Annotated in this window: 25 protein-coding genes; 11 read left to right on the top strand and 14 right to left on the bottom strand. The window is 66.1% G+C overall.

Annotated elements, in window-relative coordinates; all coding sequences use genetic code 11:
- Positions 1–5: 5 nt before the first annotated feature.
- The 4 genes from ACP7AB_RS14620 to ACP7AB_RS14605 are packed head-to-tail and all read right to left on the bottom strand — an operon-like array spanning position 6 to position 2,233.
- On the bottom strand, positions 6–665 hold the full coding sequence (locus ACP7AB_RS14620) for a 3-oxoacid CoA-transferase subunit B (protein ID WP_425990539.1): 660 nt from the start codon (positions 663–665) through the stop codon (positions 6–8).
- A gap of 2 nt (positions 666–667) precedes the next feature.
- Positions 668–1,132 carry a hypothetical protein gene (locus ACP7AB_RS14615; RefSeq protein ID WP_425990537.1) on the bottom strand — a complete coding sequence of 155 codons (465 nt, stop codon included), beginning with the start codon at positions 1,130–1,132 and terminating at the stop codon, positions 668–670.
- The gene (locus tag ACP7AB_RS14610) at positions 1,129–1,536 is read right to left on the bottom strand and encodes a carboxymuconolactone decarboxylase family protein (protein ID WP_425990535.1); all 408 of its coding nucleotides are present in this window, start codon (positions 1,534–1,536) and stop codon (positions 1,129–1,131) included. Before ACP7AB_RS14610 ends, ACP7AB_RS14615 begins: the two co-directional genes overlap by 4 nt.
- Positions 1,529–2,233 (bottom strand): CoA transferase subunit A, encoded by a 705-nt coding sequence (locus ACP7AB_RS14605; protein ID WP_425990533.1) that lies wholly within the window; start codon positions 2,231–2,233, stop codon positions 1,529–1,531. The genes ACP7AB_RS14610 and ACP7AB_RS14605 overlap by 8 nt, the downstream gene beginning before the upstream one ends.
- 213 nt (positions 2,234–2,446) lie before the next feature.
- Here ACP7AB_RS14605 and ACP7AB_RS14600 point away from each other — a divergent pair, with 213 nt between their 5' ends.
- The 6 genes from ACP7AB_RS14600 (at position 2,447) to ACP7AB_RS14575 (ending at position 7,872) form a co-directional block, all read left to right on the top strand.
- The gene (locus tag ACP7AB_RS14600) at positions 2,447–2,977 is read left to right on the top strand and encodes a peptidase S1 (protein WP_425990532.1); all 531 of its coding nucleotides are present in this window, start codon (positions 2,447–2,449) and stop codon (positions 2,975–2,977) included.
- Between the two features lie 178 nt (positions 2,978–3,155).
- Positions 3,156–4,127, top strand: coding sequence for a peptidase (locus ACP7AB_RS14595; protein ID WP_425990530.1), 972 nt, complete (start codon positions 3,156–3,158; stop codon positions 4,125–4,127).
- Between the two features lie 93 nt (positions 4,128–4,220).
- Complete coding sequence (locus ACP7AB_RS14590; protein WP_425990529.1) at positions 4,221–5,099, top strand: DUF459 domain-containing protein; 879 nt, start codon at positions 4,221–4,223, stop codon at positions 5,097–5,099.
- Positions 5,096–5,896, top strand: a complete 801-nt coding sequence (locus ACP7AB_RS14585) for a GDSL-type esterase/lipase family protein (RefSeq protein WP_425990527.1) — start codon at positions 5,096–5,098, stop codon at positions 5,894–5,896. Before ACP7AB_RS14590 ends, ACP7AB_RS14585 begins: the two co-directional genes overlap by 4 nt.
- A gap of 1 nt (position 5,897) precedes the next feature.
- Entirely contained in the window at positions 5,898–7,340 is a 1,443-nt protein-coding gene (locus tag ACP7AB_RS14580) for an MBOAT family O-acyltransferase (protein WP_425990525.1), read from the top strand.
- A gap of 10 nt (positions 7,341–7,350) precedes the next feature.
- A complete protein-coding gene (locus tag ACP7AB_RS14575) occupies positions 7,351–7,872 on the top strand; it encodes a hypothetical protein (protein WP_425990523.1) in 522 nt (173 codons plus the stop codon).
- Here ACP7AB_RS14575 and ACP7AB_RS14570 read toward each other — a convergent pair.
- Positions 7,869–9,419, bottom strand: coding sequence for a DUF1501 domain-containing protein (locus tag ACP7AB_RS14570; RefSeq protein ID WP_425990521.1), 1,551 nt, complete (start codon positions 9,417–9,419; stop codon positions 7,869–7,871). The two genes, ACP7AB_RS14575 and ACP7AB_RS14570, sit on opposite strands and share 4 nt — an antisense overlap.
- A gap of 10 nt (positions 9,420–9,429) precedes the next feature.
- Positions 9,430–11,154, bottom strand: a complete 1,725-nt coding sequence (locus tag ACP7AB_RS14565; protein WP_425990519.1) for a DUF1800 domain-containing protein — start codon at positions 11,152–11,154, stop codon at positions 9,430–9,432.
- 157 nt (positions 11,155–11,311) lie between these two features.
- Here ACP7AB_RS14565 and ACP7AB_RS14560 point away from each other — a divergent pair, with 157 nt between their 5' ends.
- A complete protein-coding gene (locus ACP7AB_RS14560; protein ID WP_425990517.1) occupies positions 11,312–14,617 on the top strand; it encodes an amidohydrolase family protein in 3,306 nt (1,101 codons plus the stop codon).
- A 61-nt stretch (positions 14,618–14,678) separates the two neighbouring features.
- Here ACP7AB_RS14560 and ACP7AB_RS14555 read toward each other — a convergent pair whose 3' ends face one another.
- A complete protein-coding gene (locus tag ACP7AB_RS14555; protein ID WP_425990516.1) occupies positions 14,679–15,497 on the bottom strand; it encodes a DUF2306 domain-containing protein in 819 nt (272 codons plus the stop codon).
- A 144-nt stretch (positions 15,498–15,641) separates the two neighbouring features.
- On the opposite strand from ACP7AB_RS14555, the gene ACP7AB_RS14550 reads away from it, so the two are divergent.
- On the top strand, positions 15,642–16,640 hold the full coding sequence (locus ACP7AB_RS14550) for a helix-turn-helix domain-containing protein (RefSeq protein WP_425990514.1): 999 nt from the start codon (positions 15,642–15,644) through the stop codon (positions 16,638–16,640).
- A gap of 267 nt (positions 16,641–16,907) precedes the next feature.
- Here the strand turns inward: ACP7AB_RS14550 and ACP7AB_RS14545 are convergent, their stop codons facing one another.
- The 4 genes from ACP7AB_RS14545 to ACP7AB_RS14530 are packed head-to-tail and all read right to left on the bottom strand — an operon-like array spanning position 16,908 to position 20,378.
- On the bottom strand, positions 16,908–19,202 hold the full coding sequence (locus ACP7AB_RS14545; protein ID WP_425990512.1) for an NADP-dependent malic enzyme: 2,295 nt from the start codon (positions 19,200–19,202) through the stop codon (positions 16,908–16,910).
- Positions 19,203–19,215: 13 nt separating this feature from the next.
- Positions 19,216–19,587, bottom strand: coding sequence for a DUF983 domain-containing protein (locus tag ACP7AB_RS14540; protein ID WP_303696851.1), 372 nt, complete (start codon positions 19,585–19,587; stop codon positions 19,216–19,218).
- Positions 19,584–19,949, bottom strand: a complete 366-nt coding sequence (locus tag ACP7AB_RS14535; RefSeq protein ID WP_425990510.1) for a helix-turn-helix domain-containing protein — start codon at positions 19,947–19,949, stop codon at positions 19,584–19,586. Before ACP7AB_RS14535 ends, ACP7AB_RS14540 begins: the two co-directional genes overlap by 4 nt.
- Before the next feature lie 57 nt (positions 19,950–20,006).
- Positions 20,007–20,378: a DUF983 domain-containing protein gene (locus ACP7AB_RS14530; protein WP_425990508.1), complete on the bottom strand. Its 372-nt coding sequence runs from the start codon at positions 20,376–20,378 to the stop codon at positions 20,007–20,009.
- Positions 20,379–20,618: 240 nt separating this feature from the next.
- Here ACP7AB_RS14530 and ACP7AB_RS14525 point away from each other — a divergent pair, with 240 nt between their 5' ends.
- Positions 20,619–21,059: a hypothetical protein gene (locus tag ACP7AB_RS14525; RefSeq protein WP_425990506.1), complete on the top strand. Its 441-nt coding sequence runs from the start codon at positions 20,619–20,621 to the stop codon at positions 21,057–21,059.
- A 40-nt stretch (positions 21,060–21,099) separates the two neighbouring features.
- On the top strand, positions 21,100–21,351 hold the full coding sequence (locus ACP7AB_RS14520) for a helix-turn-helix domain-containing protein (RefSeq protein WP_425990504.1): 252 nt from the start codon (positions 21,100–21,102) through the stop codon (positions 21,349–21,351).
- Here ACP7AB_RS14520 and ACP7AB_RS14515 read toward each other — a convergent pair.
- Complete coding sequence (locus ACP7AB_RS14515) at positions 21,257–22,027, bottom strand: spermidine synthase (protein WP_425990503.1); 771 nt, start codon at positions 22,025–22,027, stop codon at positions 21,257–21,259. The genes ACP7AB_RS14520 and ACP7AB_RS14515 overlap by 95 nt on opposite strands.
- A 163-nt stretch (positions 22,028–22,190) precedes the next feature.
- On the opposite strand from ACP7AB_RS14515, the gene ACP7AB_RS14510 reads away from it, so the two are divergent.
- The gene (locus ACP7AB_RS14510) at positions 22,191–22,835 is read left to right on the top strand and encodes a YoaK family protein (RefSeq protein ID WP_425990500.1); all 645 of its coding nucleotides are present in this window, start codon (positions 22,191–22,193) and stop codon (positions 22,833–22,835) included.
- A gap of 232 nt (positions 22,836–23,067) precedes the next feature.
- Here ACP7AB_RS14510 and ACP7AB_RS14505 read toward each other — a convergent pair whose 3' ends face one another.
- Positions 23,068–24,393, bottom strand: coding sequence for an acetyl-CoA hydrolase/transferase family protein (locus tag ACP7AB_RS14505; RefSeq protein ID WP_425990498.1), 1,326 nt, complete (start codon positions 24,391–24,393; stop codon positions 23,068–23,070).
- 57 nt (positions 24,394–24,450) lie between these two features.
- A partial coding sequence (locus ACP7AB_RS14500; protein WP_426046170.1) for a hypothetical protein occupies positions 24,451–24,597 on the bottom strand: 147 nt, incomplete at its 5' end.

Raw genomic sequence — 24,597 nt, 5'->3', positions numbered from 1 at the left:
AATAACTATGCCGTAGCTTTCAGGGATTGGGAAACCGTGTATGTCGCCTCGGTCCTGGCGGCGACTTCCTCGAGGGTCACGCCGTCGGCCAGTTCGATCAGCTCCAGGCCCGCGCCGTCCGGCTTCACGTCGAAGACAGCGAGGTCGGTGATGATGCGGCTGACCACCCCTGTGCCGGTCAGGGGCAGGGAGCAGGCCTTCAGGACCTTGGACTGGCCGTGCTTGTTGGCGTGTTCCATGACGACCACGACGCGCTTCACGCCCGCCACCAGGTCCATGGCGCCGCCCATCCCCTTCACCAGCTTGCCCGGGATCATCCAGTTGGCGATGTCGCCGTTCTCGGCCACCTCCATGGCGCCCAGGATGGACAGGTTGATGTGGCCGCCGCGGATCATGGCGAAGCTGTCGGCCGAGGAGAAATAGGCGCTCTCGGGGATCTCGGTAATCGTCTGCTTGCCCGCGTTGATCAGGTCGGCGTCGACGTCCTCGTCACAGGGGAAGGGGCCCATGCCGAGCATGCCGTTCTCGGACTGGAGGGTGACCTCCATGCCGGCGGGAATGTAGTTGGCGACCAGGGTCGGGATGCCGATGCCCAGGTTCACATAAAAACCGTCCTGCAGTTCCTGGGCGGCGCGGGCGGCGAGCTGTTCGCGGGTACGGGGCATGGTCAGGTTCTCACGGACAATATGGGCCAGGCTTTGATCGTCCCGAGCAGGAACGACAGGCCCAGCGCCAAAACGATTAAAGACGAGACAATCTTGAACGTCGCACCCGTCTCGGGTGCCCAGAGTTCAGGTACGAAGAGGGCCGCCGCTCTAAGCAGCAGGACAAGGATGATGGCCACGAGCCCCGTCCGCAGCAGAGGCGGTCTCGGCATCAGTCTGGCGGCTGCGAATGCGAACCAGGCCCAGCCGAAAAGAATTGCCGCGATGCCGATCGTCAGGAGGTAGGGTCGGATCTGCCCCCGCTCGACGGCCCGCGCGATGTCGTCGCCTGCGCCGATCCAGCGGTACCAATCTGGACCGCCGAACATGCATGCGAGATGCAGCAAGGCGGCGGCAATACTGCCTCCGCCGGCCAACCAGAGCCAGTTTGCCGGTTCGAGTCGGCCGCCGCTGCCCGGGTGGTTCACTGGTCCCCCGCAGGGGGCAGGGGGGTGACGCCCCGGTCGGCGAAGACGCGTTTGGCGACGCGCAGTGCATTGGTGGCGGCGGGGAAGCCGGCGTAGATCGCGACCTGCATCAGGGCCTCGACGATCTCCTGCGGCGTCACGCCGACCGAGAGGGCGCCGTTGATGTGGCCCTTCAGCTGATCGACGGGATGGCCGAGCGCGGCCAGGGCGCCAAGGGTGACCATCTGGCGGCTCTTCGGATCGAGGCCGGGGCGGCTCATCATGTCGCCGTAGCCGAATTCCACCATCATGTCGGCGAAGTCGGGAGCGATCGGGGCCATGCCCTTGCGCAGGGCGCCTTCGAGGCCCGGATCCAGGGTGGCCATATAGGTTGCGCCCCGTTCGGCGCGTTCGGCGTCAGGCATCTGCATGCTGGCGGATGGTGCGCTGTTCGATGCGCTTTTCGAACGTGCCGACGAACAGGCGATCAACATAGACGCCGGGCGTATGGATGTTGTCGGGATCCAGCGAGCCGACGGGGACGATTTCCTCGACCTCGACGACCGTGACCTTGCCGGCCGTGGCCATCATCGGGTTGAAGTTGCGGGCCGTCTTGCGGAAGACGAGATTGCCGCGCTCGTCGGCCTTCCACGCCTTGACGATGGCAAGGTCGGCGACCAGGGCGGTCTCCATGACATAGTCGCGGCCGTCGAAGTTGCGGACTTCCTTGCCCTCGGCGACCAGGGTGCCGACGCCGGTGGCGGTGAAGAAGGCCGGGATGCCGGCTCCGCCGGCGCGGATGCGCTCGGCCAGGGTGCCCTGGGGGTTGAACTCCAGCTGGAGCTCGCCGGCGAGGTACTGGCGCTCGAACTCCTTGTTCTCGCCGACGTAGGACGAAATCATCCTGGCGATCTGGCGGGTCGCCAGCAACTGGCCGAGGCCGAAGCCGTCGACGCCCGCATTGTTGGAGATGACGGTAAGCCCCTTCACGCCGGAGGCCTTGAGACCCGCGATCAGGTTCTCGGGGATGCCGCACAGGCCGAAGCCGCCGGACATGACGGTCATGCCGTCAAAGGTCAGGCCCTCAAGCGCCGCTTTGGCGTCGGCGTAGATCTTGCGCATCGCTTCCTCGTTTATTTCACCGATGGATGAATATCGGTGCTTGAACGCTCCATACGGCGGTCGGGGCGCGGGGGCAAGGTAGCGAGGCCCGGCAGCGAGCGCCAATGGTAAGCGGGCCGACGCGTAACCTGACGATTTCCGACGACAGGTTGTTTTCAGGCAATCGATGATCTCTGATGAAAGCGGAGCGAGGGGCTCCGTGGGGACTTCGAGATGCGGATCATTCTGGCGCTGGGCGCACTGGCGATCATCGGTCTGTCGGGCTGCGTCGAGGATCCCTCCGGCTACGGCGGCGGCTACGGGCCCGGGCCGGCCTATGGCGGCGGGAGCTACGGCGGCGGCAATGGCGCGCCAGACCCCAGCGCGCGGGCCAACTACGGCGAAGAGTATCTGAGCGCCGGGTTCGACAACGATCCCTATACGGTGTCGGTGACCTCGGGCGGCGAGCTCGATGCGTCCAGCCTGGGCGGGGAGTGCACCGGCATGATCTCGCGGGCGCCGGACTTCCAGCTGACCTACGACGCCGGCAGCCTGCCGCTGACGTTCGGGGTGTCGAGCTACAGCGATGCGACCCTCGTCATCAACGCGCCAGACGGCGACTGGTATTGCGACGACGACTCCGGCGGCGGGACCGATCCGGAGGTCTCGTTCTATCGTCCGCAATCGGGCGTCTATGACGTCTGGGTCGGGGCCTTCGGCGGCGATTCGGGTGACGCGGAGCTGTTCATCACCGAGCTTCGCTGAGGCGGACGGTTGTCTTTCACCAGCTGATGATATCTGATCCGTGTCAGGGGAATGGGATCGTGCGCGGCTCCCTGTAGCCAGCGGGCGCTGCCACCCGTTTTGATGAAGACGCCGACGGGTTTGGGCGCAACATTGCAACGAGTGCGGACGACGGGGATCGTTCGACGGAGGTGAGACGATGAAGACCGCTTTTGGGCTCGCGCTGATGATCGGCGCCCTCGTACTGACCACCGGAGCGTCGGTGGCGGCTCCGCTGAGCGGCCAGAAGGGGCAGAAGGGGCAGAGGGTCACCGCCCCCGCCGTGGATATCAGCCAGCGGGCGACCTATGGCGACGCGTCTCTGAGGTCCGGCTTCACGCCCGACCCGTACCGGATCGACATGTACTCGGGCGGCGACGTGGAAGCCTCGGCCATCGCCAACGGCTGCGTCGGCATGGTGGCGCGGGCCCCGGACTTTCAGCTGACCTACAGTGCGGGCAGCCTGCCGCTGATCTTCGGCGTCACCAGCTCGAACGATACGACCCTGGTCATCAACGGGCCGGACGGCCGGTGGTATTGCGACGACGACAGCGGCGACGGCACCAACCCGCTGATGTCGATCCCTGATCCCAAGTCCGGGACCTATGACGTCTTCGTCGGCGCCTATGGCGGCAACGGCGCGGCGGCGCAGCTCTACATCACCGAGCTGAACAGCCAGGTCTATGGCGACAGCGGCAGCAACAACGACAACGGCCGGTATTCGGACGCCAGCCGCCCCAACTCCGGCCTGACCGCCAATTTTGGCGAGTATTACCTGTCGGCCGGGTTCACGCCGGACCCCTACTGGCTGCCGCTCTATTCGGGGGGCAGCATCGACGCCTCGACGGTGGCCAGCGGCTGCGTCGGCATGATCTCGGAGGCGCCCGATTTCCAGCTGACCTACGAGTCCGGCAGCCTGCCCCTCACGTTCGGCGTCGAGGCCGACGGGGACACGACCCTGGTCATCAACGGACCGGACGGACAATGGTATTGCGACGACGATTCCGGCGGCCAGGCAGACCCGGAGGTCACGTTCCGGAACCCGCGATCGGGCGTCTATGACGTCTGGGTCGGCGCCTATGCGGGCCGGGGCGTGTCGGGTCGGCTGTTCCTGACCGAACTGGGCCGTTAAGCTTTGTCCTCGTGCGTGACGCGTGCGCCATGGCGGCGGTGAGCGTCGCCGGGCTATAAGCGGGACTTGAGTTTCCCGGTCGGGGTGGAACGTTTGCGCGCGGGTATCAATGCAGTGACGGCGGCCCTGGTCGTCGGGGTTCTGATCGGGCTGGCGCTGACGCCGGACGGCCGCGGCTGGCTGCGTCGTCCGACCCTGATGTTGGGCGGGAACGCCAATGCATCGGCAGGCCCCGAGCCGATCGCACCCGCCGCCCTGCCGGTCGTGACGGCCGCCGCGGCGCCTGTGTTGACGCCGCTGGCCGAACGGGCCGCGCGCGGGCAACTGAGGATCGGGGTGTTCGGGGACTCCATGGCCGACGGCCTGTGGACCGGCCTCTACCGCGAGATGCGCGACCAGCCGGGCGTCACGGTGACCAAGTTCAGCGAGGTCTCCACGGGTCTGAGCCGCTACGACTACGTCGACATCCAGGCCAAGACGGCGCGTCAGATCGCCGAACAGCCGATCGATGCGGCGGTGATCCTGTTCGGCACCAACGACGCCCAGGGCATCAGTATCGATGGCGAGGTCCACGACTTCGGCACCGACGGCTGGAAGGCCGCCTACGCCAGACGGGTCGACGACCTGGTGGCGATGCTCCGGGGTCAGAACGTGGCGGTCTATTGGGTCGGGCTGCCGGCGATGAAACGAGCCAGCTTCGACTCCAAGATGATGCTGATCAACGAGGTGGTATCGGCGCGCATGGCGGCGCTGCGGGTGCCTTATATCGAGACTGAAGGCATCACGCAGAACGCCGAGGGCGAATACGACGCCTATCTGCCGGAGACGGGCACCGGGCGGCGGCGTCTGATGCGGGCCAACGACGGGATCCACATGTCGATGGCCGGGTATCTCCGGATCACCGAGCCAGTGGCCGCGCGACTGAAGCGGGACGCGGGCCTGCCAGGTCCGGTCGCAGAACCGGCGGCGTGAACCGGGCTCTGGCCCTGCTCGTTGGACTGGCGCTGGCGGGCCCCGCCGTTGCGCAGGAACGCCCCTACAGGCCCCTGCCGTCGCCGGTCAGTGCGACCTGTCCGGGCGGAATCTGCCAGTCGGAGGGACTGACCGCGTTCTTCGCCGCCTTCGGACAGCGCAGGCCGGTGAGCATCGTCCAGTTCGGCGACAGCCATACGGCCGGCGGGGACATCACCCGCTCCCTGCTATGGCGGCTGCAGGGACGGTTCGAGGGCGTTCCAATTCATCTGCATGCGCACGGGCTGGTCGGGGCGACGCTCAATGCCATGGCGCAGCGCGAGCCGCTGTTGGACGACGGCGGGGCCCGGCCGGACCTGTTCATCCTCGCCTATGGCACCAACGAGGGGTTCGACGAATTGCTCGACCCGCGCGCCTACGAGGCCCTGCTGCGGGCGCAGATCGAACGGGTGCGTGAGGCCTTGCCCGGGACGGCGATCCTGATCCTTGGGGCGCCCGAAGCGATGCGGGGCGACGGGGGCGGCCGATGCGCGGGAGATGCGGACCATCGCTGGAAGGCGCCCGACACTCTGGCGGTGGTGCGGGACGTGCAGCATCGGGTTGCGGCGTCGATGGGCGTCGCGTTCTGGGACTGGAGGGGCCGTATGGGGGGAGACTGTTCGGCCCATGCCCTGACGTTGGGTGAGACCCCGCTGATGCGCGGCGACCATGTGCATTTCACCGGCCCCGGCGGCGACTGGATCGGGTCGCTGCTCGCCGCCGACCTGATCGCGGCCTACGACCGGCGGAGCCGGTAGGGTGCTGTTCCCGACGCTGGCGTTCGGCGTGTTCTTCCTGTTCGTCTATTTCACCGCCTGGTCGCTGGATCGCGACAACGGGCGGCGGAAGCTGTTCCTGCTGCTGGCCAGCTGGTTCTTCTACGCCCAGTGGGACTGGCGGTTCGTCGCCCTGCTGATCGCCTCGGCGGTGCTGAATTGGGGCGTCGCTGCGCTGATCGCGCGCTCCGACGAGCAGAGCCGAAGGACGTGGCTGGTCGGCCTCGGCGTCGCGGCCAATCTGCTGATCCTGGGCTTCTTCAAATACTACGGCTTCTTCGTCGAACAGGCGGGCGACCTGCTGACCCGGTTCGGGTGGGAGCGGGACCTGCCCTTGCTGCAGATCGTGCTGCCGGTCGGGATCAGCTTCTTCACCTTCCAGGGCATCAGCTACGTCGTCGACGTGCATCGCCGGAAGACGCCGGTCGCGCGCAGCTTGCTGGACGTCATGCTGCTGATGAGTTTCTTCCCGCATCTGGTCGCCGGGCCCATCGTGCGGGCGTCGGACCTGTTGCCCCAGTTCGACCGCGCGCCGCGCCTGACAAGGGAGATGGCGACGCATGGGCTGCTGCTGATCTGCTGGGGGCTGTTCAAGAAGACGGTGATCGCGTCGGAACTGTCGGTGCGACTGGTCGACCCGGTCTTCTTCGATCCGGCGGCCTATGGGACGCTGGACCTGATGGCGGCGGTCTATGGTTATGCGGTCCAGATCTACTGCGACTTCTCGGCCTATTCGGACATGGCGATCGGGATCGCGGCCCTGTTGGGCTATTCCTTCCCGCGCAACTTCGACCAGCCCTATCGCGCCAGTTCGATGCAGGACTTCTGGCGGCGCTGGCATATCAGCCTGTCCAGCTGGCTGCGCGACTACCTCTATGTGCCGCTGGGAGGGGGCAAGAAGGGGCTGATCCGGTCCTGCCTCAATGTCTTCATCACCATGCTGCTGGGCGGATTGTGGCACGGGGCGGCCTGGACCTTCGTGGCCTGGGGCGCGCTGCACGGCGGGGTGCAGGTGGTTGAGCGACTGGGCCGCGCGGCATTCTCATCGCGCTATCGCCCTGAGGGCGACTTGAGCGCGGACGGCGACCGGAAGGGCCCGCCGGCCTGGCTCGGCGTGCTGGTCACCTTCCATATCGTTTGCCTGGGCTGGATCCTGTTCCGGTCCGAGACCTTCCCGATGGCGGTGGAGGTGTTGACGGGCCTGGGCCGGTTCGAGGCGGCGACCCTGGTGACGCCCTTCCTGCTGACGCTGATCGTGGGCGGTCTGGCCATGCACTGGCTGCCGCCGCGTGCGGCCGAGGGGATCGCGACCTGGCTCAAGCCGGCGCCGTCCCTGACCATGGGTCTGCTGGTCGGGGCGGCGATCCTGCTGGTCGAGGCCGTGCGCCCGGACGGCGTGGCCCCCTTCATCTATTTCCAGTTCTGAGGGCGGCGAGATGAACGACCATCCCGTCGATCCCGAAATCCCGCTGGCGCCCTTCCCGACGGCCCTGCCTGCCAGCCCCTTCCCGCCACTGGAGGGGGAGGCTGCCGAGCCCTATCTGGACGATCCCGTCGAGGAGGTCCGGCAGGACCCGCCCAGCGACTGGATCGAGACGGCCGACGCCCACGACCTGCCGACGGCTCAGGAGCCGGTCAATCCGCTGCTGGCGCTGGGACGGTTCGCCTTCCCGCCGGGAGAGCCGCCGGACGAGGAGGGGGTGGCGGCGCGCGACCGTCGCTGGACCAGTCGCATCATCGTGTTGGCGACTGTCTTCCTGCTGATCTTCAACGCGGTGTCGATCCAGAACTGGTCGCGTCAACAGGCTCCCGGCTGGGTGACCACGACCGTCCGCCGTATGGCCGACGTCTGGGCCGAACAGATCGCGCAACTGGGCGCCGACCAGCCGAGACAGACGGTGCGGGACGGCTACGAGGCGGCGCGAGATGCGGAATGGGCGGGCGAGCGCCGCGATTAGAGGAAGCCCAGACCTCGCGTGACCATGTTGCCGAGGTTTGGGAAGATGGAGTCCAGGTTCGCTTCCGACACGCCCAGCCAGCGGCCCATGGTGGCGGCGTACTGATCCACCGAAGTGGTCGGGACGAGGTAGCTCCGGCTCATGTCGGGGTTGCGGAAGGTTCCGAGGTCTACGCCGAGCGTCGGATACTGGCCGTAGATGTCACCGCCCCGCACCGCGCCGCCCATGACGAGATGGTGGCCGCCCCAGGCATGGTCGGTGCCGTCGCCGTTGGTGGTGAAGGTTCGCGAGAAGTCCGAAGCCGTGAAGGTCGTGACGGCGTTGCGCATGTTGACGCCGCCCAGGTCGCCCACGGCACCGTCGAAATAGCTGAGGGCGTGGGCGACCTTGGCCAGGTTGTTGGCCTGGGCCGTGTTCTGGAAATCGTGGGTGTCCCAGCCGCCGAGGCTGACGAAGAAGACCTGGCGGCGCAGCCCGAGGGTCGGAGCGGCCGCGATCATTCGGGCTACGGTCTGAAGCTGGACAGCCAGGCTGTTGGTCTCGGTCGCACCGGTGATCGGGTTGCGGTAGGCTGGGGCGGTCGCGACCCCGGTGACCGCCGCTGAAGCGAAGGCGGTGTTCAGCGAGTTCGCCGCCCCGATCGACCGGCCGGTGGTGGTCGCATAGTCGGCGGCGAACAGGCTGGCCGAGGACGTGTCCGTGATCAATTCGCGGACACGGGCGGGCGCGATCGTCGATCCGAACAGATTGGCGCCGGCCTGACCGTTGATGACAACGGCCGGTTGGGCCCCCGTGCTCATCTGATACTGGACGACGGACTGGCCCGACAGTAAGACCGCGTTGCCTGCGGTGGAGACGGCTGTGAACAGTGAACTGGTCCCGTTCATACCGTTCAGCAGGTCGCCGAAACGACCGGCCCAGCCAACCCTCGCGCCTTCGGTCTGGCCCGCCTGCCAGGTCGACTGCTGGTCGTTGTGCGAGAACAGGTTGGCGGGGAAGGCGACGGTGCGCGCCTCGTACTGAGCCTTGGTGATCGGACGCACCAGGGTCCCGACATTGGCGACAACGGCAAGACGCCCCGCATCGAACAGGGTTTTTGCCGGTCCCATGAAGGGATGCAGGCCGAAGGTGCGAACCGCGGCGCTGGTGCCGGCCGGGATCGGCTGGAGGGTGCGTGGCGTGATCGGCAAGACGCCCCCCCAGGCCTCGGGCGACGCGGCCGTCGCGATGCGTCCCGTGACGGGACTCGTCGCGCCGACCGGAGTCGGAGGCGTCCCCACCGGCATCAGCGCGATAGGGTCGTTGCCGGTGTTGCGCGCGGCGAAGTAGCGGCCCCAACTGTCGTTGTCGGTCGCCAGAACCATGTTGTGAGCGTCGTTGCCGCCGAACAGGAAGACGCAGACCAGGGCCTTGTAGTCCGGCGCGCTCTGGCTGACGGCGTTCCCTGCGGCAGCGAGCTGCGCCGCGAAGGGCGCGGCGGCGCCCAGCATCGACAGGCCCCCGCCGACACGGAGAAGTTGGCGGCGGCTGTATTTTCCGTGTGTCATCGCGACGTCCTCACCGCTGGACCAGATATTCGGGAGACACCATCGTCATGTAGACCGCCAGTCGGGAGCGGTTCAGCAGGGCGGTGTCGATCGTCGCCTGGTTGGAGCCCGTGGCGGCCGGGACGGCGATGCTGTTCACGCTCTCGACGATCCGCGCGCGCAGGGTCGAGGACATCTGGCCGTAGAGAAGCATCCGGCTCATCCGGTCGGCCAGGGCGTTGGCGTCTGAGGCGATGGCGACCTCTCGAGTATAGGCCGAGCGGACGTCGCTGCCGGTCCCGATGCCGGTCCCGATCGCGGTCTGCATGGTGTTGGCGTAGCCGGCGACGGTGACTTCGTCGACGATCTGGAACTCCGGCGCCAGCAGGTTCTGGGCGCCCAGCCGGGTGTTCGGCGGGACATAGCCGGGGCGGAAGAAGTTGAACACCGACGGAGAGGCGAGCGCCGACTGACCGAGCGATGTGTTGGCGCTGGTGGAGTTCAGCAGATAGTTGCCGCTAACTGAGGTCGCCCCGAAGGCGCGCATCCAGTTGGTCATGCGGATGACCGGCTCGCGCACCTTGCCGAAGGTGGCGCTGGAAGTTGAGTTGATGTCCCGCGCCTCTGCGTCGAGCAGAATGGTCCGCACCACGACGGCCAGATCGCCGCGTATGCCCGAGCCGTTGTTGATGAAGGCGGTCGAGCAACGGCTGACGTAGCCCGGCGACGGATTGGAGGTCACCAGCCGCTGGATCAGCTGTTTGCAGATGAACGGCGGGACGTTGATGTTGTTGAAGATCGTGTCGAGCGCGGTCGTCAGTTCCGCCACGCCGTCGGTCGAACCGGCGGGAAGGGTCACCCCGAGAAAGGTCTTGGCCGAGGTCGAGTGATACTGTGGGTACAGAATCATCGAGCGGACGTACGAGTCGTTGTTGCGGCCGCCGCCGCCGAAGGTCGAGTTCGTCGGCGTGGCGGCGTACCAGCTGAAGCCGGTGAAGACGCGGGCCAGGTTCGAGATGTCGGAGGGAGTGTAGGTCGGGATGGCGGCGCCGTTGGCGTCGCGGCGGACCGTTCCGTCGGTGTTCAGCTCCTGAACCCCGATGGACATCAGCTGCATGACCTCGCGGGCGTAGTTCTCGTCCGGGGTCCGCCCCGTGGCGGTGTCCTCCTTCTGGTTCGCCAGATGGGTCAGGTAGACACCCATCATCGGGTGCAGCGAAACTTGCTCGAGCAGGGTGCGATAGTTGCCGAAGGCGTTCGCGCCCAGCATGTCGTAGTAGGAGGCCGCGCCCCGGACGTCGATGTTGGCGTCCGTCAGCGAGATGACGAAGATTTCGGACAGGGCGAGTTTCACCCGCTCGCGCAACTGGGCCTGGCCGGTCGCGGAATAGAGCCAGAGGCTCTCGTAGAACTGGTTGGAGCCGAGCGTTGCCGTCGGATTAGTCAAACGCAACTGCGCCAGCCGGTTGTCCGCATAGGCCAGGTGCGACGAGGATTGCAGGGCCAGCTGGGCGTTGATCCAGCCGGCATAGCCAAGCGATTTCACCGAATCGATCTCGGCATCGGTCGGGCCGAAAGTCGCCTGGGTCAGAAGCTTGGCCGCATCCGCGTCGCTGAGGACGGGCGCAGGCGTCGGGGGTGGGGTGGTTCCGCCGTCGCCTCCCCCACCGCCGCCGCCGCAGGAGGCCAGGCCGATCGCCAGGGCAAAGGGCAGGGCCCAGGCGCGAAGTCGGCTGAAATGAATGTTCTTCCGCACGTTTGTCCCCCGACCAACGCTGGTTTGTATGCGCGATCTTAGGACCGTTGCGCAGTCGAAGGGAAGAGATTCCGCAGGGGACAGGGTGTTTTCGTCTTCACCGTCTTTCCGCGTCGCCTTAGAGATAGCGGCGCCTTTGGGCAGGGGAGTGTTCCGTATGCTGATGCGTGTCGTGTTAAGCGCCGTGGTGGCGCTGTCCGTAGCCAGTACGGGGTGGGCCCAAACTGCGACGCCGCCGCCGGAACCCGCGATCACGCCGGCCGCTCTGCCGGGAGCTGAAGACGAGGCCGAGACGCCCGGGTGGGACGTACAGAACCCGCCGGGCCCTGCGCACGACGCGGCCATCGACGTCACCGAAGGCACATGGATGGCGCTGGACGTCAGCCCGGACGGCCGCGAGATCGTCTTTGACCTGCTGGGCGACATCTATGTCATGCCGATCGGCGGCGGCGAGGCGCGGGCCATCGCATCCGGCGTCGCCTGGGACATGCAGCCGAAATATTCGCCGGACGGGACGAAGATCGCCTTCACCTCCGACCGTGACGGCGGCGACAATATCTGGGTCATGAACCGCGGCGGATCGAACCCGACGCAGGTGTCGGACGAGAGCTTCCGTCTGCTGAACTCGCCCGACTGGTCGCCGGACGGCGAGTTCATCGTGGCGCGCAAACACTTCACCTCGTCCCGGTCGCTGGGGGCCGGCGAGATGTGGATGTATCACCGCTCGGGCGGCGGCGGTGTCCAGCTCACCACGCGGCGGACGCAGCAGAAGGACTCCGGGGAACCCGCTTTCTCGCCGGACGGTCGCTATCTGTACTTCAGTGACGACAACACCACGGGCGAGGTGTTCGAATATTCCAAGGACGTGAACACCGAGATCTATGTCATCCAGAGGCTGGATCGCGAGACGGGCGAGGTCGAGGAGTTCCTGGGCGGGCCGGGCGGATCGATCCGCCCGACGCCGTCGCCCGACGGCAAGAGTTTGGCCTTCGTCCGGCGCGTTCGCTACCAGTCGACCCTGTTCGTGATGGACATCGAGAGCGGACGCGAGACGGCGATCTATTCCGGTCTCGACCGCGACCTGCAGGAAACCTGGGCCGTCCACGGCGTCTATCCGGCGATGAGCTGGACGCCCGACAACTCGGCCATCGTCTTCTGGGCCGGCGGCAAGATCCGCCGCATTGAAGTCGCCTCGCGCGAGGTGGCGGACATCCCGTTCCACGTCGCAGACACCCGTCGCGTCGAGGAGGCCGTGCGCTTCCCGGTCGATGTGGCGCCCGACACCTTCGATGTGAAAATGGTGCGCTGGGCGCGGACGTCGCCGGACGGATCGCGTGTGGTCTACGAGGCCCTCGGCAATCTGTGGATCAAGGACCTTCCGAACGGGACGCCGCGTCGCCTGACGCGCCAGTCGGACCATTTCGAGCTCTATCCCGCCTGGTCGCGGGACGGCCGGTCGATCGTCTACACGACCTGGGACGACGAGGATCTGGGGACCATTCGCGTGATCCCGGCCGGCGGCGGCGAGAGCCGCGTCGTGACCTCGAATCCGGGCCACTACATCGAGCCGACCTTCTCACCGGACGGCCGGACCATCGTCTATCGCAAGGTGGCGGACGGCTTCCTGACCTCGGGCCTGTGGAGCCGCGAACCGGGCATCTATCGCATCCCGGCTGCCGGCGGCGAGGCGACCTTCGTCACTGATGGCGGCGTCGCGCCCCAGTTCGGCGCCTCGAACGAGCGCATCTATTTCACCGGCCGGGTGGAGCGGAACTCGGCGTTGAAGTCGGTCGATCTGGGCGGCCACGACGAGTGGGTGCACCTGACCTCGGAATGGGCGGCGGAGTATGTGCTGTCGCCGGACGAGCACTGGATCGCCTGGACCGAGCGCTTCAACGCTTTCGTGGCGCCCTTCGCCCGGACCGGGCGGCCGGTGACCTTGTCGTCGGACGGCAAGGCCCTGCCGCAGACGCGGTTCACGCGCGATGCAGGGGACTGGCTGCACTGGTCGGGTGACTCAAGCCGGCTGAGCTGGTCGCTGGGGCCGCAGCTGTTCAGCCGCGACTTGAATCAGGGCTTCGCCTTCGTCGAAGGCGCGCCGGCGGAACTGCCGAGGCCGCCGGAAAGCGGCATCAACCTGGGCTTCCAGCAGGTCGCCGATCGGCCCGAAGGACGCCTGGCCCTGACCGGCGCGCGGATCGTCACCATGAACGGCGATACGGTGATCGAGGACGGTGTCATCGTCACCAACGGCAATCGCATCGAGGCCATCGGCGCACGCGGCGAGGTGACGATTCCGGCTGGGGCGACGGTCGTGGACATGACCGGCAAGACCATCATTCCCGGCCTGGTGGACGCCCACTGGCACGGCTCGATGGGATCGGACGAGATCATCCCGCAGCAGAGCTGGGTCAACTATGCGGCGCTGGGCTTCGGCGTGACGACCATCCACGATCCCTCGAACGACTCGTCGGAAATCTTCGCCCATTCCGAGCTGGCCCGCGCCGGCCGGGTGGTCGGGCCGAGGATCTTCTCCACCGGCACGATCCTGTACGGCGCGGCGACGCCGATCACGGCGGTGGTCAACAGTCTGGACGACGCCCTGTCGACGCTGCGGCGGATGCAGGCGATCGGGGCCTGGAGCGTGAAGAGCTACAACCAGCCGCGTCGGGAACAGCGCCAGCAGATCATCGAGGCGGCGCGCCAGCTTGGCATGAACGTCGTGCCGGAAGGCGGGTCCCTGTATCACCACAACATGAGCATGGTGGTCGACGGCCACACGACGATCGAACACTCGATCCCGCTGGCCAACCTCTACGACGATGTTCACGACCTGTGGAGCCAGTCGGACGTCGCCTATACGCCGACGCTGATCGTCGCCTATGGCGGGGCGTTCGGCGAGAACTACTGGTACCAGGAGAGCGAGGTCTGGAACCATCCGATCCTGACGCAGTATGTGCCGCGCCGCCTGCTGGACGCCCGCGCCCGGCGGCCGGTGACCGCGCCCGAGGGCGAGTGGAACCACATCTCCATCGCGCGCGAGGCCAAACGCCTTCTGGACCTCGGCGTGATCGTTTCGACCGGCGCCCACGGACAGCGTGAGGGCCTGGGCATGCACTGGGAGATGTGGATGATGGCCCAGGGCGGGATGACGCCGCTGGAGGCGCTGAGAGCCGGCACGCTGAACGGGGCGAGGGCGCTGGGGCTGGATCGGGATGTGGGCTCGCTGCAGGTCGGCAAGCTGGCCGATCTGGTGGTGCTGGACTTCAACCCGCTGGAGAATATCCGCAACACCACCTCGATCCGGTACACGCTGGCCAACGGCCGCCTCTACGACGACCACATGAACGAGGTCGGGCTGCGGGAACGGGCGAGGGCGCCGTTCTGGTTCGAGCGTGAGGGCGACCAGGGCTTCGCGGTCGGCTCCACCCACGCGGAAGGGCACGGGCACAACGGAGACTGAGTCGCCGCTCTGACACATGATCGCCGGTTCCGGTCCGGGAGGCTCGGAACCGGCGAGTGGCCTAGAGATAGGGGCCCCACATGAAGGCGACGGTCCCCACGACGCCCAGCGCCGTGTAGGCGGCGGCCGCGACCACGACGAGGGCGGCGAGGATCTTCAGGGTGCCGCCGCTGCTGCGCTGGGCCGCGAAATAGAGCTCGAGCAGGGTCAGGGGGATCAGGTAGCTGCCGAAGGTCATGATGCTGTCGATCGGGCCGCTCATGTCTTTCGTCAGACCCGCAGGGCCCTGGTTGACGATGACCCAGCCCATCAGGCCCACGCGCAGGAACCAGACGCCGCTTACCACCATGAAGGTCCGCATGGCCCAGATCCGGTGCGGCTCGAAGCGTCGCTTGATGGCATTGCGCCAGGCGAACCCGGCGAACACCAGGATGAGCAGGGCGTCGATCAGGATGGCGACGTTCGAGATGACCGACAGATAGGTGCCCCGCACCAGGGCCAGCCAGATGCCGCTCAACGCCATGAAACCGGCGATGACGAGGAAGGTTCGGCCGGTCCAGCGGTGCAGGCCGGGCAGTTTGCGGCGGATCACGGGGATCAGCTGCATCAGCCCGCCGAGCGTCACCACGGCGGCCAGCAGGACGTGGGCGGCGAAGATCAGATTGCCGGTATGGTCGCCCTCGATATAGCCGTCGATCAGCGGCTTGTCGTTCCAGCCTGCGAAGTCGCCGGTAACGGTCCGCACCCCGTAGAAGGCGACGATGAAGCCGATGAAGGCCGTCTGGCCGACGGCGGCGACGATGAACCAGAGCATGCCCGACCAGCGCAGCGCTTTCGAGGCGAGGCCGCGCACGGGCGGCGTTTGATCAGTCGTCGACATGGAATCTCCCGAGGCCTCCGATCGAGGTCATCGACAGGCATGCGGGCGGCGCCGCGCCGGGTCTCGCCGATTTGGAATTCGGCCAGAAGTTCTTGTTTCGCCGGCGCGCCCCGGTCATGAAAAGGCGTCCCCGGGGAGGACCGGATGTTCACCACGACGCCGTTCAGCGGCTCGACAGCGATGGGTGCGAGCGAACAAGGCCCCGGCCGGTCACCGGGTCGGCTGCGGGTCTATGCGGCGGCCGCGGCGGGGTCGTTCGTCAGCTACATCCTTTACAGGCTCACCACGGGTGATGTCTCCACGGCCTTCGCGGTGTTCGGCCTGGGGGCCTGCGGCTGGGCGTGGCTGCTGACCCGGGCCCTGTTCGATTCCTCCGCGCGCGACGCCTGGTGGCCGCGGATCGTCGTCCTGTTCGTCGCGGTGAGCGCCGCTGTCGCGGTGCTGGCCCCATCGGGAGGCGCGGCGTCCCGGGTGGCCGGTAACCTCTATGCGATGAGCGGATCGGCGGCCCTGCTGCTCACCTTCGTCGAGCCGTTTCATCGCTACAGGCGCGACCTGCCCGCCGGAGAGAAGCGGTTCCGGCTCGCCTTCCTCGTGATCTACGCCCTCCTGGTCGGAGCGTCCGTCCTGGGGTTCCGGGCTTCGGAAGACGCGCTCCGCGACAACCTGATCAAAGGCGCCTGCGCCCTCGTCGGTCTCGGCGCGGCGACGGTGGCGGTCTGGTTCCGGGTGCGGCATCCGCTCGCGGAACCTTCGCCGGTCCGACGCGCGCCCACCGAGGAGGACAGACGTCTGGCCGACCGGCTGATGCGCCTGTTGCAGACGGAAGGAATCGACAGCGAGCCGAACCTGCGGATCGGCGATGTCGCCGCACGGCTCGGGGAGCCCGAGTACAGGGTCTCGCACTGTATCGGCGCGGCCCTGGGGTTCGCGAACTTCAACCGCCTGATCAACCACCATCGGGTCGAGCGGGCGAAGGCGCGGCTGACCGATCCGGCGGAGACCGGTTCGATCCTGGAAATCGCCTTCGACTGTGGTTTCGGGTCGATCGGTCCCTTCAACCGGGCGTTCAAGGATCAGGTCGGTTCGACCCCCCGGGCCTTCCGCAGGGCCGCCGTCCGGAGCCGGTTCGAAGGCGCCTGAGCGACGGTGCGCTTTGATCCGAAGACCGGGCTATGTCGCGTCCCGTTGCCGACGCTGGACATCGCCGGAGAGCCAGGCCTGCGCTGATGGACCCGTGGCCGGCGATCAGCTGCAATCCGGAGAAGCGCAAGGACACCGCCGTGGGGTGGCGGACCGGCCGGTGTGGCTTGCGCGATTGGCGCAGATCCCCAGCCCCGGAAATCCCAACAGAAAACTCCACCGTCCAGTGATCCGGTTTCAGGGGGGCGGATCAGTGGACACCCATTCCTACCTCAAGACCGGTTGGCCAGAAGGGGGGCATTGGTAGGCGGCAAGGGTCGCCAACGTCAGGATGTTTGAAACCGAGGCTCCGAGCCTGCAAATCTGAACCGGTTTGCTGAGACCGTATAACAGGGGGCCGACCACGGTGCCCCTTCCCATGGCCTGGACAAGCTTTGTGGAGATGGTGGCGGAATGAATGGTCGGCATGATCAGCACGTTGGCGGGCTCGCTCAATCGCTGGAACGGATAGCTGGCCCAAAGACGGTCATCGAGGGCGACATCCGGCGGCATCTCACCCTCATACTCGAAATCGACCGTCCGCTCGTCCATCAGCGTCACGGCGCGTCGCATGCGCGCCGGCTGCTCGCCGCGCGGATGGCCAAAGCTCGATGACGAGAGAAACGCGACGCGCGGGGTATGCCCCATGCGACGCACAGCGGCCGCAGCCTGACACGCAATCTCCACCAGGTCTTCCGGCGTGGGCAGTTCGGAAATCGAGGTGTCAGCGACGAATATCGTACGCCCTCGCTCCAGCAGTACGGAGAGCCCCAACATGCGGCCCCCTGCTTCGGGGTCGATGGCTCTTGAGACATCCTCGAGGCACTGATCAAAATTGCGGGTCACGCCCGTGACGAGCGCGTCGGCGTCGCCAAGCGCCACCATGGCGGCCGCGAAGCTGTTTCGATCGACATTGACCAGACGCTGGACATCGCGGCGCAGGTAGCCCTCGCGCTGTAGTCGTCCATACAGAAAATCGACGTAGTCGGTGTTTCGCCGAGACAGTCGGGCGTTGACGATCTGAACGCTTACGCCGACGTCGTCGAAGCCGAGATCGAGAGCATTGGCTCGAATGACATCATCGCGACCCAGGAGGATCGGCGTCCCCAGACCTTCGGCGCCGAACGCGTATGCCGCCCGGATGACGGCCGGCTCTTCGCCCTCGACGAACACGACCTTCCGTTTGGGTGCGGATTGCACGCTGGCGGTAATGGTCTGAATAAGGCCCGCCGACGGATCGAGGCGACGCCGGAGCGAGGCGCGATATTCGTCCATATCCGCGATCGGCCGCCGGGCAACCCCGGTCGCCATCGCCGCCTCGGCGATAAAGGGCGGCACAAACCAGATCAGACGCGGGTCGAAGGGCGATGGAATGATGTAGTCGCGGCCGAATTTCAGCTTCTTGCCCTGGTAGGCGAGAGTGACCTCGTCCGGCACGTCCTCACGCGCCAACATGGCCAAGGCCCGCGCCGCCGCGATCTTCATCTCGTGATTGATGGCGCTCGCCTGAACGTCCAGAGCGCCCCGAAAGATGTAGGGAAATCCGAGGATATTGTTGACCTGGTTGGGATAGTCGGACCGGCCCGTGGCGACGATCGCGTCCTGCCGAACCTCCAGAACCTCCTCCGGCGTGATCTCAGGATCGGGGTTCGCCATCGCAAAGATGACCGGGTTGGCGGCCATGGAAGCGACCATGGCCTGGGTCAGGACCCCTTTCGCAGACACGCCGATGAACACGTCGGCCCCGACCAGGGCATCGGCCAGAGTCCTGTGCGGGGTGTCCGTGGCATGGACCGATTTCCATTGGTCCATGCCGTGAGGTCGGCCGCGATAGACGACCCCGTCTATGTCCACCAGGGTGGTGTTCTCGGCCCGGACGCCCAGCGCCTTCATCAGGGTGATGGAGCCGAGCCCGGCGGCCCCGGCGCCGCACAGGACCAGCTTGACGTCCTCCAGTCGGCGGCCCGTGACCTCGCAGGCGTTGATCAAACCGGCCGAACAGATGATGGCCGTGCCGTGCTGATCGTCATGGAAGACAGGGACGTCGAGCAGATCCTGCAACTGCGCCTCGATCCGAAAACAGTCGGGGCTCGAGATATCCTCCAGATTGATGCCGCCGAAGGTCGCGCCGATGTGGCGGACGACCTCGATGAAGGCGTCGGCGTCCTCGGTGGCGACCTCGATGTCGAAGGCGTCGAGGTCGGCGAAGCGTTTGAACAGGACCGCCTTTCCCTCCATCACCGGTTTGGAGGCGAGAGCGCCGAGATTGCCCAGGCCGAGGATGGCCGTTCCATTGGAGATCACGCCGACCAGGTTGCCCTTGGAGGTGTAGTCGTAGGCGGCGGCCGGATCGTTCGCGATGGCCAGAACCGGCGCGGCCACGCCGGGCGAATAGGCCAGGCTGAGATCACGCTGCGTCGCCATCGGCTTGGTCGCATTGACCTCGATCTTGCCGGGCCGGGGGCAACGGTGGAAATCGAGCGCTTCCTGGTCGGCACGCGCGCGGCGGTCTTGAGGCGTCATGGCGGGGATTTTTTCAGGGGGCGGGCTTGGCCACGCCCCAAAGAACGCCGACCACGGCGCCCTTCACGATCGGCAACATGAACAGCATCAGGGCGGTCAGGCCGGGCAGGAGCACGGCAAGCACGAGCCCGGGCGGCCAGGTGAAGATGACGTGGAAGGCCAGCAACGGACCGACCACGAGATGTCCGACGATTAGGATGGTGAAATACGGTGGTGCGTCGTCGGCAGGATACTGGCCGTTGTCATGACCACAGATCTCGCAGATCGGCCGGATCTTCAGGTACGCTCTGAAAAGCCGGCCCTTCCCGCAGTTTGGGCATTGACCCCGAGCCCCGCGCTTGAGGCCGGCGAAGGGGCTGCGTCTGACTGGCGCGTCATCGGTCATGCTAGCCGTTCCGGCGAGCAAGCCCCACAACCCGCGCTCTCGGCGGACTCGGGAGCGTCCAGAGACGCCCGGGAGGTGTTGGTTGATGATCGCGTCTCGGGCAGGGCTTTCTGGTTGCGCAAGATCAGACGCACCCCGATGCCTCGCCCGGCGCTCGGAGACCCGTCGGCTATCAGTTCGACACCCGCGATGGCGAAGGCTTGCAACACCTTCTCCAGGCTATCGACGATGACCCTTACGGACCCCTCGGATCGCTCCATCCGCTGGACCGTCGGGAGCGACAGGCCCGCAAGACTGGCGAGTTGTTTCTGATCGATGCCGAGGAGGGCCCGGGCCGCACGAACCTGACTTCCCGAAATCATTGGGCCGACTTCCAGAGACGGTCCGGATGGCGAAATGACAGGCTGTTTGTCCGGGCGTCAGACATCCCCGGTCTCGTCGTTCTGCGCCTGGGAGGCGGCATTCTGGAATTGAAGCGCGATCATGATGGCCTTGAACGGCCTCAGCGCGCCGAGGCTGAGGATCGCCATCATGGGCAGCCAGAAAGCGAGTTCCAGCCAGGCCGGGGGGTGAAACGTCATCTCGGTGAACAACAACCCGAAGCAGCCGATCGCGCCGACGCTCAGGAGGATGAAAACGACGGGCCCATCGCCCGGATCAGCCTTGGCGAGGTCGAGTCCACAGACGGTGCAGTTTGGCCGTATCGTCAGGAATCCGGAGAAGATCGCTCCCGTTCCACACCGCGGGCATCTGCACCTTGCCCCCGCGAAAAAGGGATTGGGACTCTTCACGACAGACGCTCCACACCGGTAAGCGGTTTGATCCCGCGAGGAGACATATGTGCCTCTTGTAGTGATGTTTCAAGCGTCAATAATGATATTTTACATCACTCGCTCCAATGGCGCAGGTCGATCTCCGGCCCGGGAGCGAGACTGACCCGGAGCGCGCTTGCACCTCGTGAGGCCGAGGGTCTAAACATCAGTATCGATATCTAGGATATCGACTTTTGTATCTCGCATGAGGATGTCATCGTGGAAATCACGCGCCGGCTGATGGACATGAAGCAGGCAGTGAAACTGCTGGCCGACGAACTGCTGTTCGAGGGCTATGCCGTGTCTCGCGACTATGGGTCAGTCTGCCGACCCGGACTGGCGCTCGTCACAAACTGGCGGATCATCTTCCTCGACCCGGACACCGGCCTGTCCGCAATCCCCATTTCACGCGAAGTCGAGGTCGAGCGCGCCACGCCGACGACTTTGATCATCACGGCCTGGCACGACCGGATGGTTCTGAATTTTGATGGTCCCTCGGCGCTGGAATCCGTCAAGAGCCTTTTGAAGCAGGCCCCGGGGTGGGCCAGCGCCGGTCTCGACATGTCGAGGACGGGCATCGGCCAGAGGAGTCACGAATGGAGAGATCTGGTCATCGACGGCGGCGTGACGGTGCTATCCGCGTCCGCCCGGCCGGCATGACCCGGTTGATGATGTTCCACACATCATTATAGACCGACCCATGATCACAGGTTCTCAGATGAAGGCCGCCCGCGCGCTTCTCGGTATCGACCAGAAGGAACTGGCGCGCCTGGCGCAACTGTCGCTCCCGACAATTCAGCGCATGGAGGCGAGCACGGGTGTCGTGCGGGCTGTTGTCGACAGTCTGGAGAAGGTGATCAATGCGCTGAACGAGGCCGGGGTGGAGTTGATTGCGCCTGGAGGACGGAGCGAAGGTTCCGGGCGAGGCGTGCGACTTCTGGAACGTGATTAGCCGATGGTGATCCGGGATCTGGCCGGGACCCGCCGACCGTAGGCGACGAGGGTGCGAGGTCGGCACGGCAAACCACCAGGGTATTGCCGATGTCCATATCCAGGACCGGGACGACCTTAGGCACGAATCCGGCGACGCGCATGATCCGTCTGATGACATAGACGGGCCAGGCGTTCTGACTGTCGGCTACATTCCAGACCACGACGCCCCCGGGCGCAACGGCTCGCCGCAAGGCCTCGCCAACCTCGGCGGCGAACATGGAGTCGGGAATCTCGGTCCCACGGAAGATGTCCACGGCGACGGCATCCCAGCGACGCGTGTTCGAACGCAGGAAATCGACCGCGTCGGCGCATATGCACTCGACCTCGTCGGGCATATGAAACCAGTTCCGGGCGATCTCGAAAACCGTCGCGCGGTTGTCGATCGCCGTGACCGCCCGTCCTGCCCGGCTGAAGCGAGTGGCCAGAGCGCCGCCGGCGGTTCCGAGAAGCAGCAGGTTCGATGCACCGGTCATCTGCCGCTCCATCGCCGCGATGTAGCCAAGACGGTTCTCGCCGTTGACGTCGACCTCCGTATAAAGGGCGGGACCATCGAAATAGCGGCGGGCGCCATCCCTCAGCGATTCCGTAATGCGGATTGAATGCCCGCCGTCGTTGACCTCGTGGACCACGATCATGTGCGTCAATCCCCCGCCGTTGGCGCATCAACCTTGCGGGGAAAGCGCCATGTTATGATATGTTGTATATCACTTATAATGTATCAGATGTTCAAGTGCGGTTTTCAGATTTCTTGTTGTTCGGTGGAGGCATGAGTCTGATGCCCAGCGGAGAGGCTCCCCGATGATGCAGTACGACCGCCGGGTCCGGGGCCTCGCCGCGTGCTTTTCGTGTGTCGCGGGCTATGTCGACTCGATCGGGTTCCTGATGACGGGCGGCTTCTTCGTCTCGTTCATGAGCGGAAACTCCACCAGATTGGGGATCGGTCTTGCGGACGGATCGTCCACGGCGGGCTTCGCAGCCGCGCTGCTGGCAACCTTCGTGGTCGGGGTGATGCTGGGCGCACTCACCGGTCGCATCGCCAAGGCCCGTCGTCGCCCAGCCGTCCTGGGCCTGGTCACGGTCTTGCTGGCCACGGCCTTGCTCGCTCACACGCTCGGCGCCGGTGTTCTGGCGGTGATCCCGATGGTGCTGGCTATGGGCGCGGAAAACACGGTCTTTGCCGAGGATGGCGAGGTCAGGATCGGCCTGACCTATATGACCGGAACACTGGTGAAACTCGGCAAGCGGCTCACGGCCGCGCTTCTGGGCGGCGATCCCCTGGGCTGGGCGCCGTTCCTGTTGCTTTGGCTTGGCCTTCTGACCGGCGCTGTCACGGGCGCGCTGGCCTACAGAAGCTTTGGGGTCCACGCCCTTCTCGGAGCGGTGCTCATCATGGCGACGCTGACGCTCGTCACAGCCAGGCTGGACCTCGATCGCGGCCGGTGACGGTTCGGTCGCGCCCACGGCGATCTCGCAAGGTGCTGAGCCGAAGCAACAACATCATCGTCTGACAGGGCGAGGCCGACAATCTCGGCGTCCGGGCCGACTCCGACATCGTGTCTGCCGACCCGGACGCCGGCCCCTCGCTCGGAGACCTGCCCGGGACGTTCCCAGCCCAGCCATGACGGGGGCCAAGGTCCGGAGATCGTCTCATCCCGGTCATTGGAAGTATCCCCCTCTAGAGACTCCCACCCATCGCGTTCACACGGGAAGCCAGTTCGTCGCGGAACTGCGGGGCGGCGAGGCAGATGATGGCGCGGGCGCGCTCGGACCTGCTCAGGCCCTTGAGATTGGCGACGCCATATTCGGTGACGACCATGTGCACGTCATTGCGGGGTGTCGTCACCGGACCCGAGAGCCGTGGGACGATACGCGACACGGCGCCGCCCTTTGCGGTCGCGTGACAGGCGATGATCGACAGGCCGCCCTTCGAGAGATAGGCGCCGCGCACGAAATCAAGCTGGCCGCCCGATCCCGTGAACTGGTGGCCGTTCAGGTGCTCGGAACAGCAGGCCCCGTCCAGGTCGATCTCCAGCGTCGCATTGACCGAGACCATCCGTTCGTTCCGCCCGATGACATGGACATCGTTGACGTACGAAACAGGATGGGCCTCCAGGGCCGGGTTGTGGTCGAGGTATTCGTAGGTCGATCGATCCCCCATGCAGAAGGCGAAGACGGACTTGCCCGGATGCAGGGTCTTCCTCGCATTGGTGACGACGCCGGCCTTCATCAGCTCGACCAGTCCCGGCGTCAGCATCTCGGTGTGGATGCCGAGGTCCGTATGATCCTTGAGGGCGGCGCAGACCGCATCCGGCAGGGCGCCGATGCCCATCTGCAGCGTCGCGCCGTTCTCGACGAGACCGGCGATCAGCCCGCCGATGACCGTGTCGGCCGGTTGCGGCGCGGCTTTGGCGACTTCCAGCAGCGCGACGGCGTTCTCGACCAGAGCGGTGACCTGCGAGACATGGACCGTGCAGTCGCCGAACACGCGCGGCATGTGCGGATTGACCTCAAGGATGACCCGTTTCGCCGTTCTGGAAACGGGCTGCGCGTAGTCGGTATTGGTGCCGAAAGAGAAGTTGCCGTCAGCGTCCATCGGCGAGACCGTGGCGATCAGGGTATCGACCCCGATCTCCTGGCACAGGATACGCGGTGTTTGCTGGAACCCGGTCGGGATGAATTGCACCACGGCCGGGCGACCGTCCTCGCGCGCCCGCGCATTCAGACGGCGCTCGATGGCGCTGTGGAACAGGCTGCACGGGTGGATGCGATCCATGAGCTCGTAGCGAAGGACGGTGTCGCCCGCGATCGAGGTCGACAGCAGATAGTAGAGCCGAAGATCGTCGACCTGTCCGGCCTCGGCACGGTCCGCGAGCGCTTTCAGCAGGGCGGGCGGCTGGCCGACGCCCAGGGCCATGGCAATCCTGGCGCCCGAGGGGATCAGGTCGGCAGCATCGGCCGCGCTCATCAGGCGCTGGCGGTAAAGGGTGTCGATGGCGGTCAATGAGACGCTCCGGATTGCGGCCGACGTTGGACCCTCGCCGGGTTCGATGGAAGCGGCCTACTCACCCCGTGTCTTCACCAGATCGTCGACCACTGACGGATCGGCCAGCGTCGACGTATCCCCCAATGACCCCAGATCGTTCTCGGCGATCTTTCTGAGGATCCGCCGCATGATCTTGCCGGATCGGGTCTTGGGCAGGCCGGG

Origin of the sequence: Brevundimonas sp. TWP3-1-2b1 (assembly GCF_049896165.1) — a bacterium.
In the GTDB taxonomy this organism is placed as follows: Bacteria; Pseudomonadota; Alphaproteobacteria; order Caulobacterales; family Caulobacteraceae; genus Brevundimonas; species Brevundimonas subvibrioides_B.
Note: the sequence above shows the minus strand (reverse complement) of the source record. Positions and strands in the feature narration are given on the sequence as shown.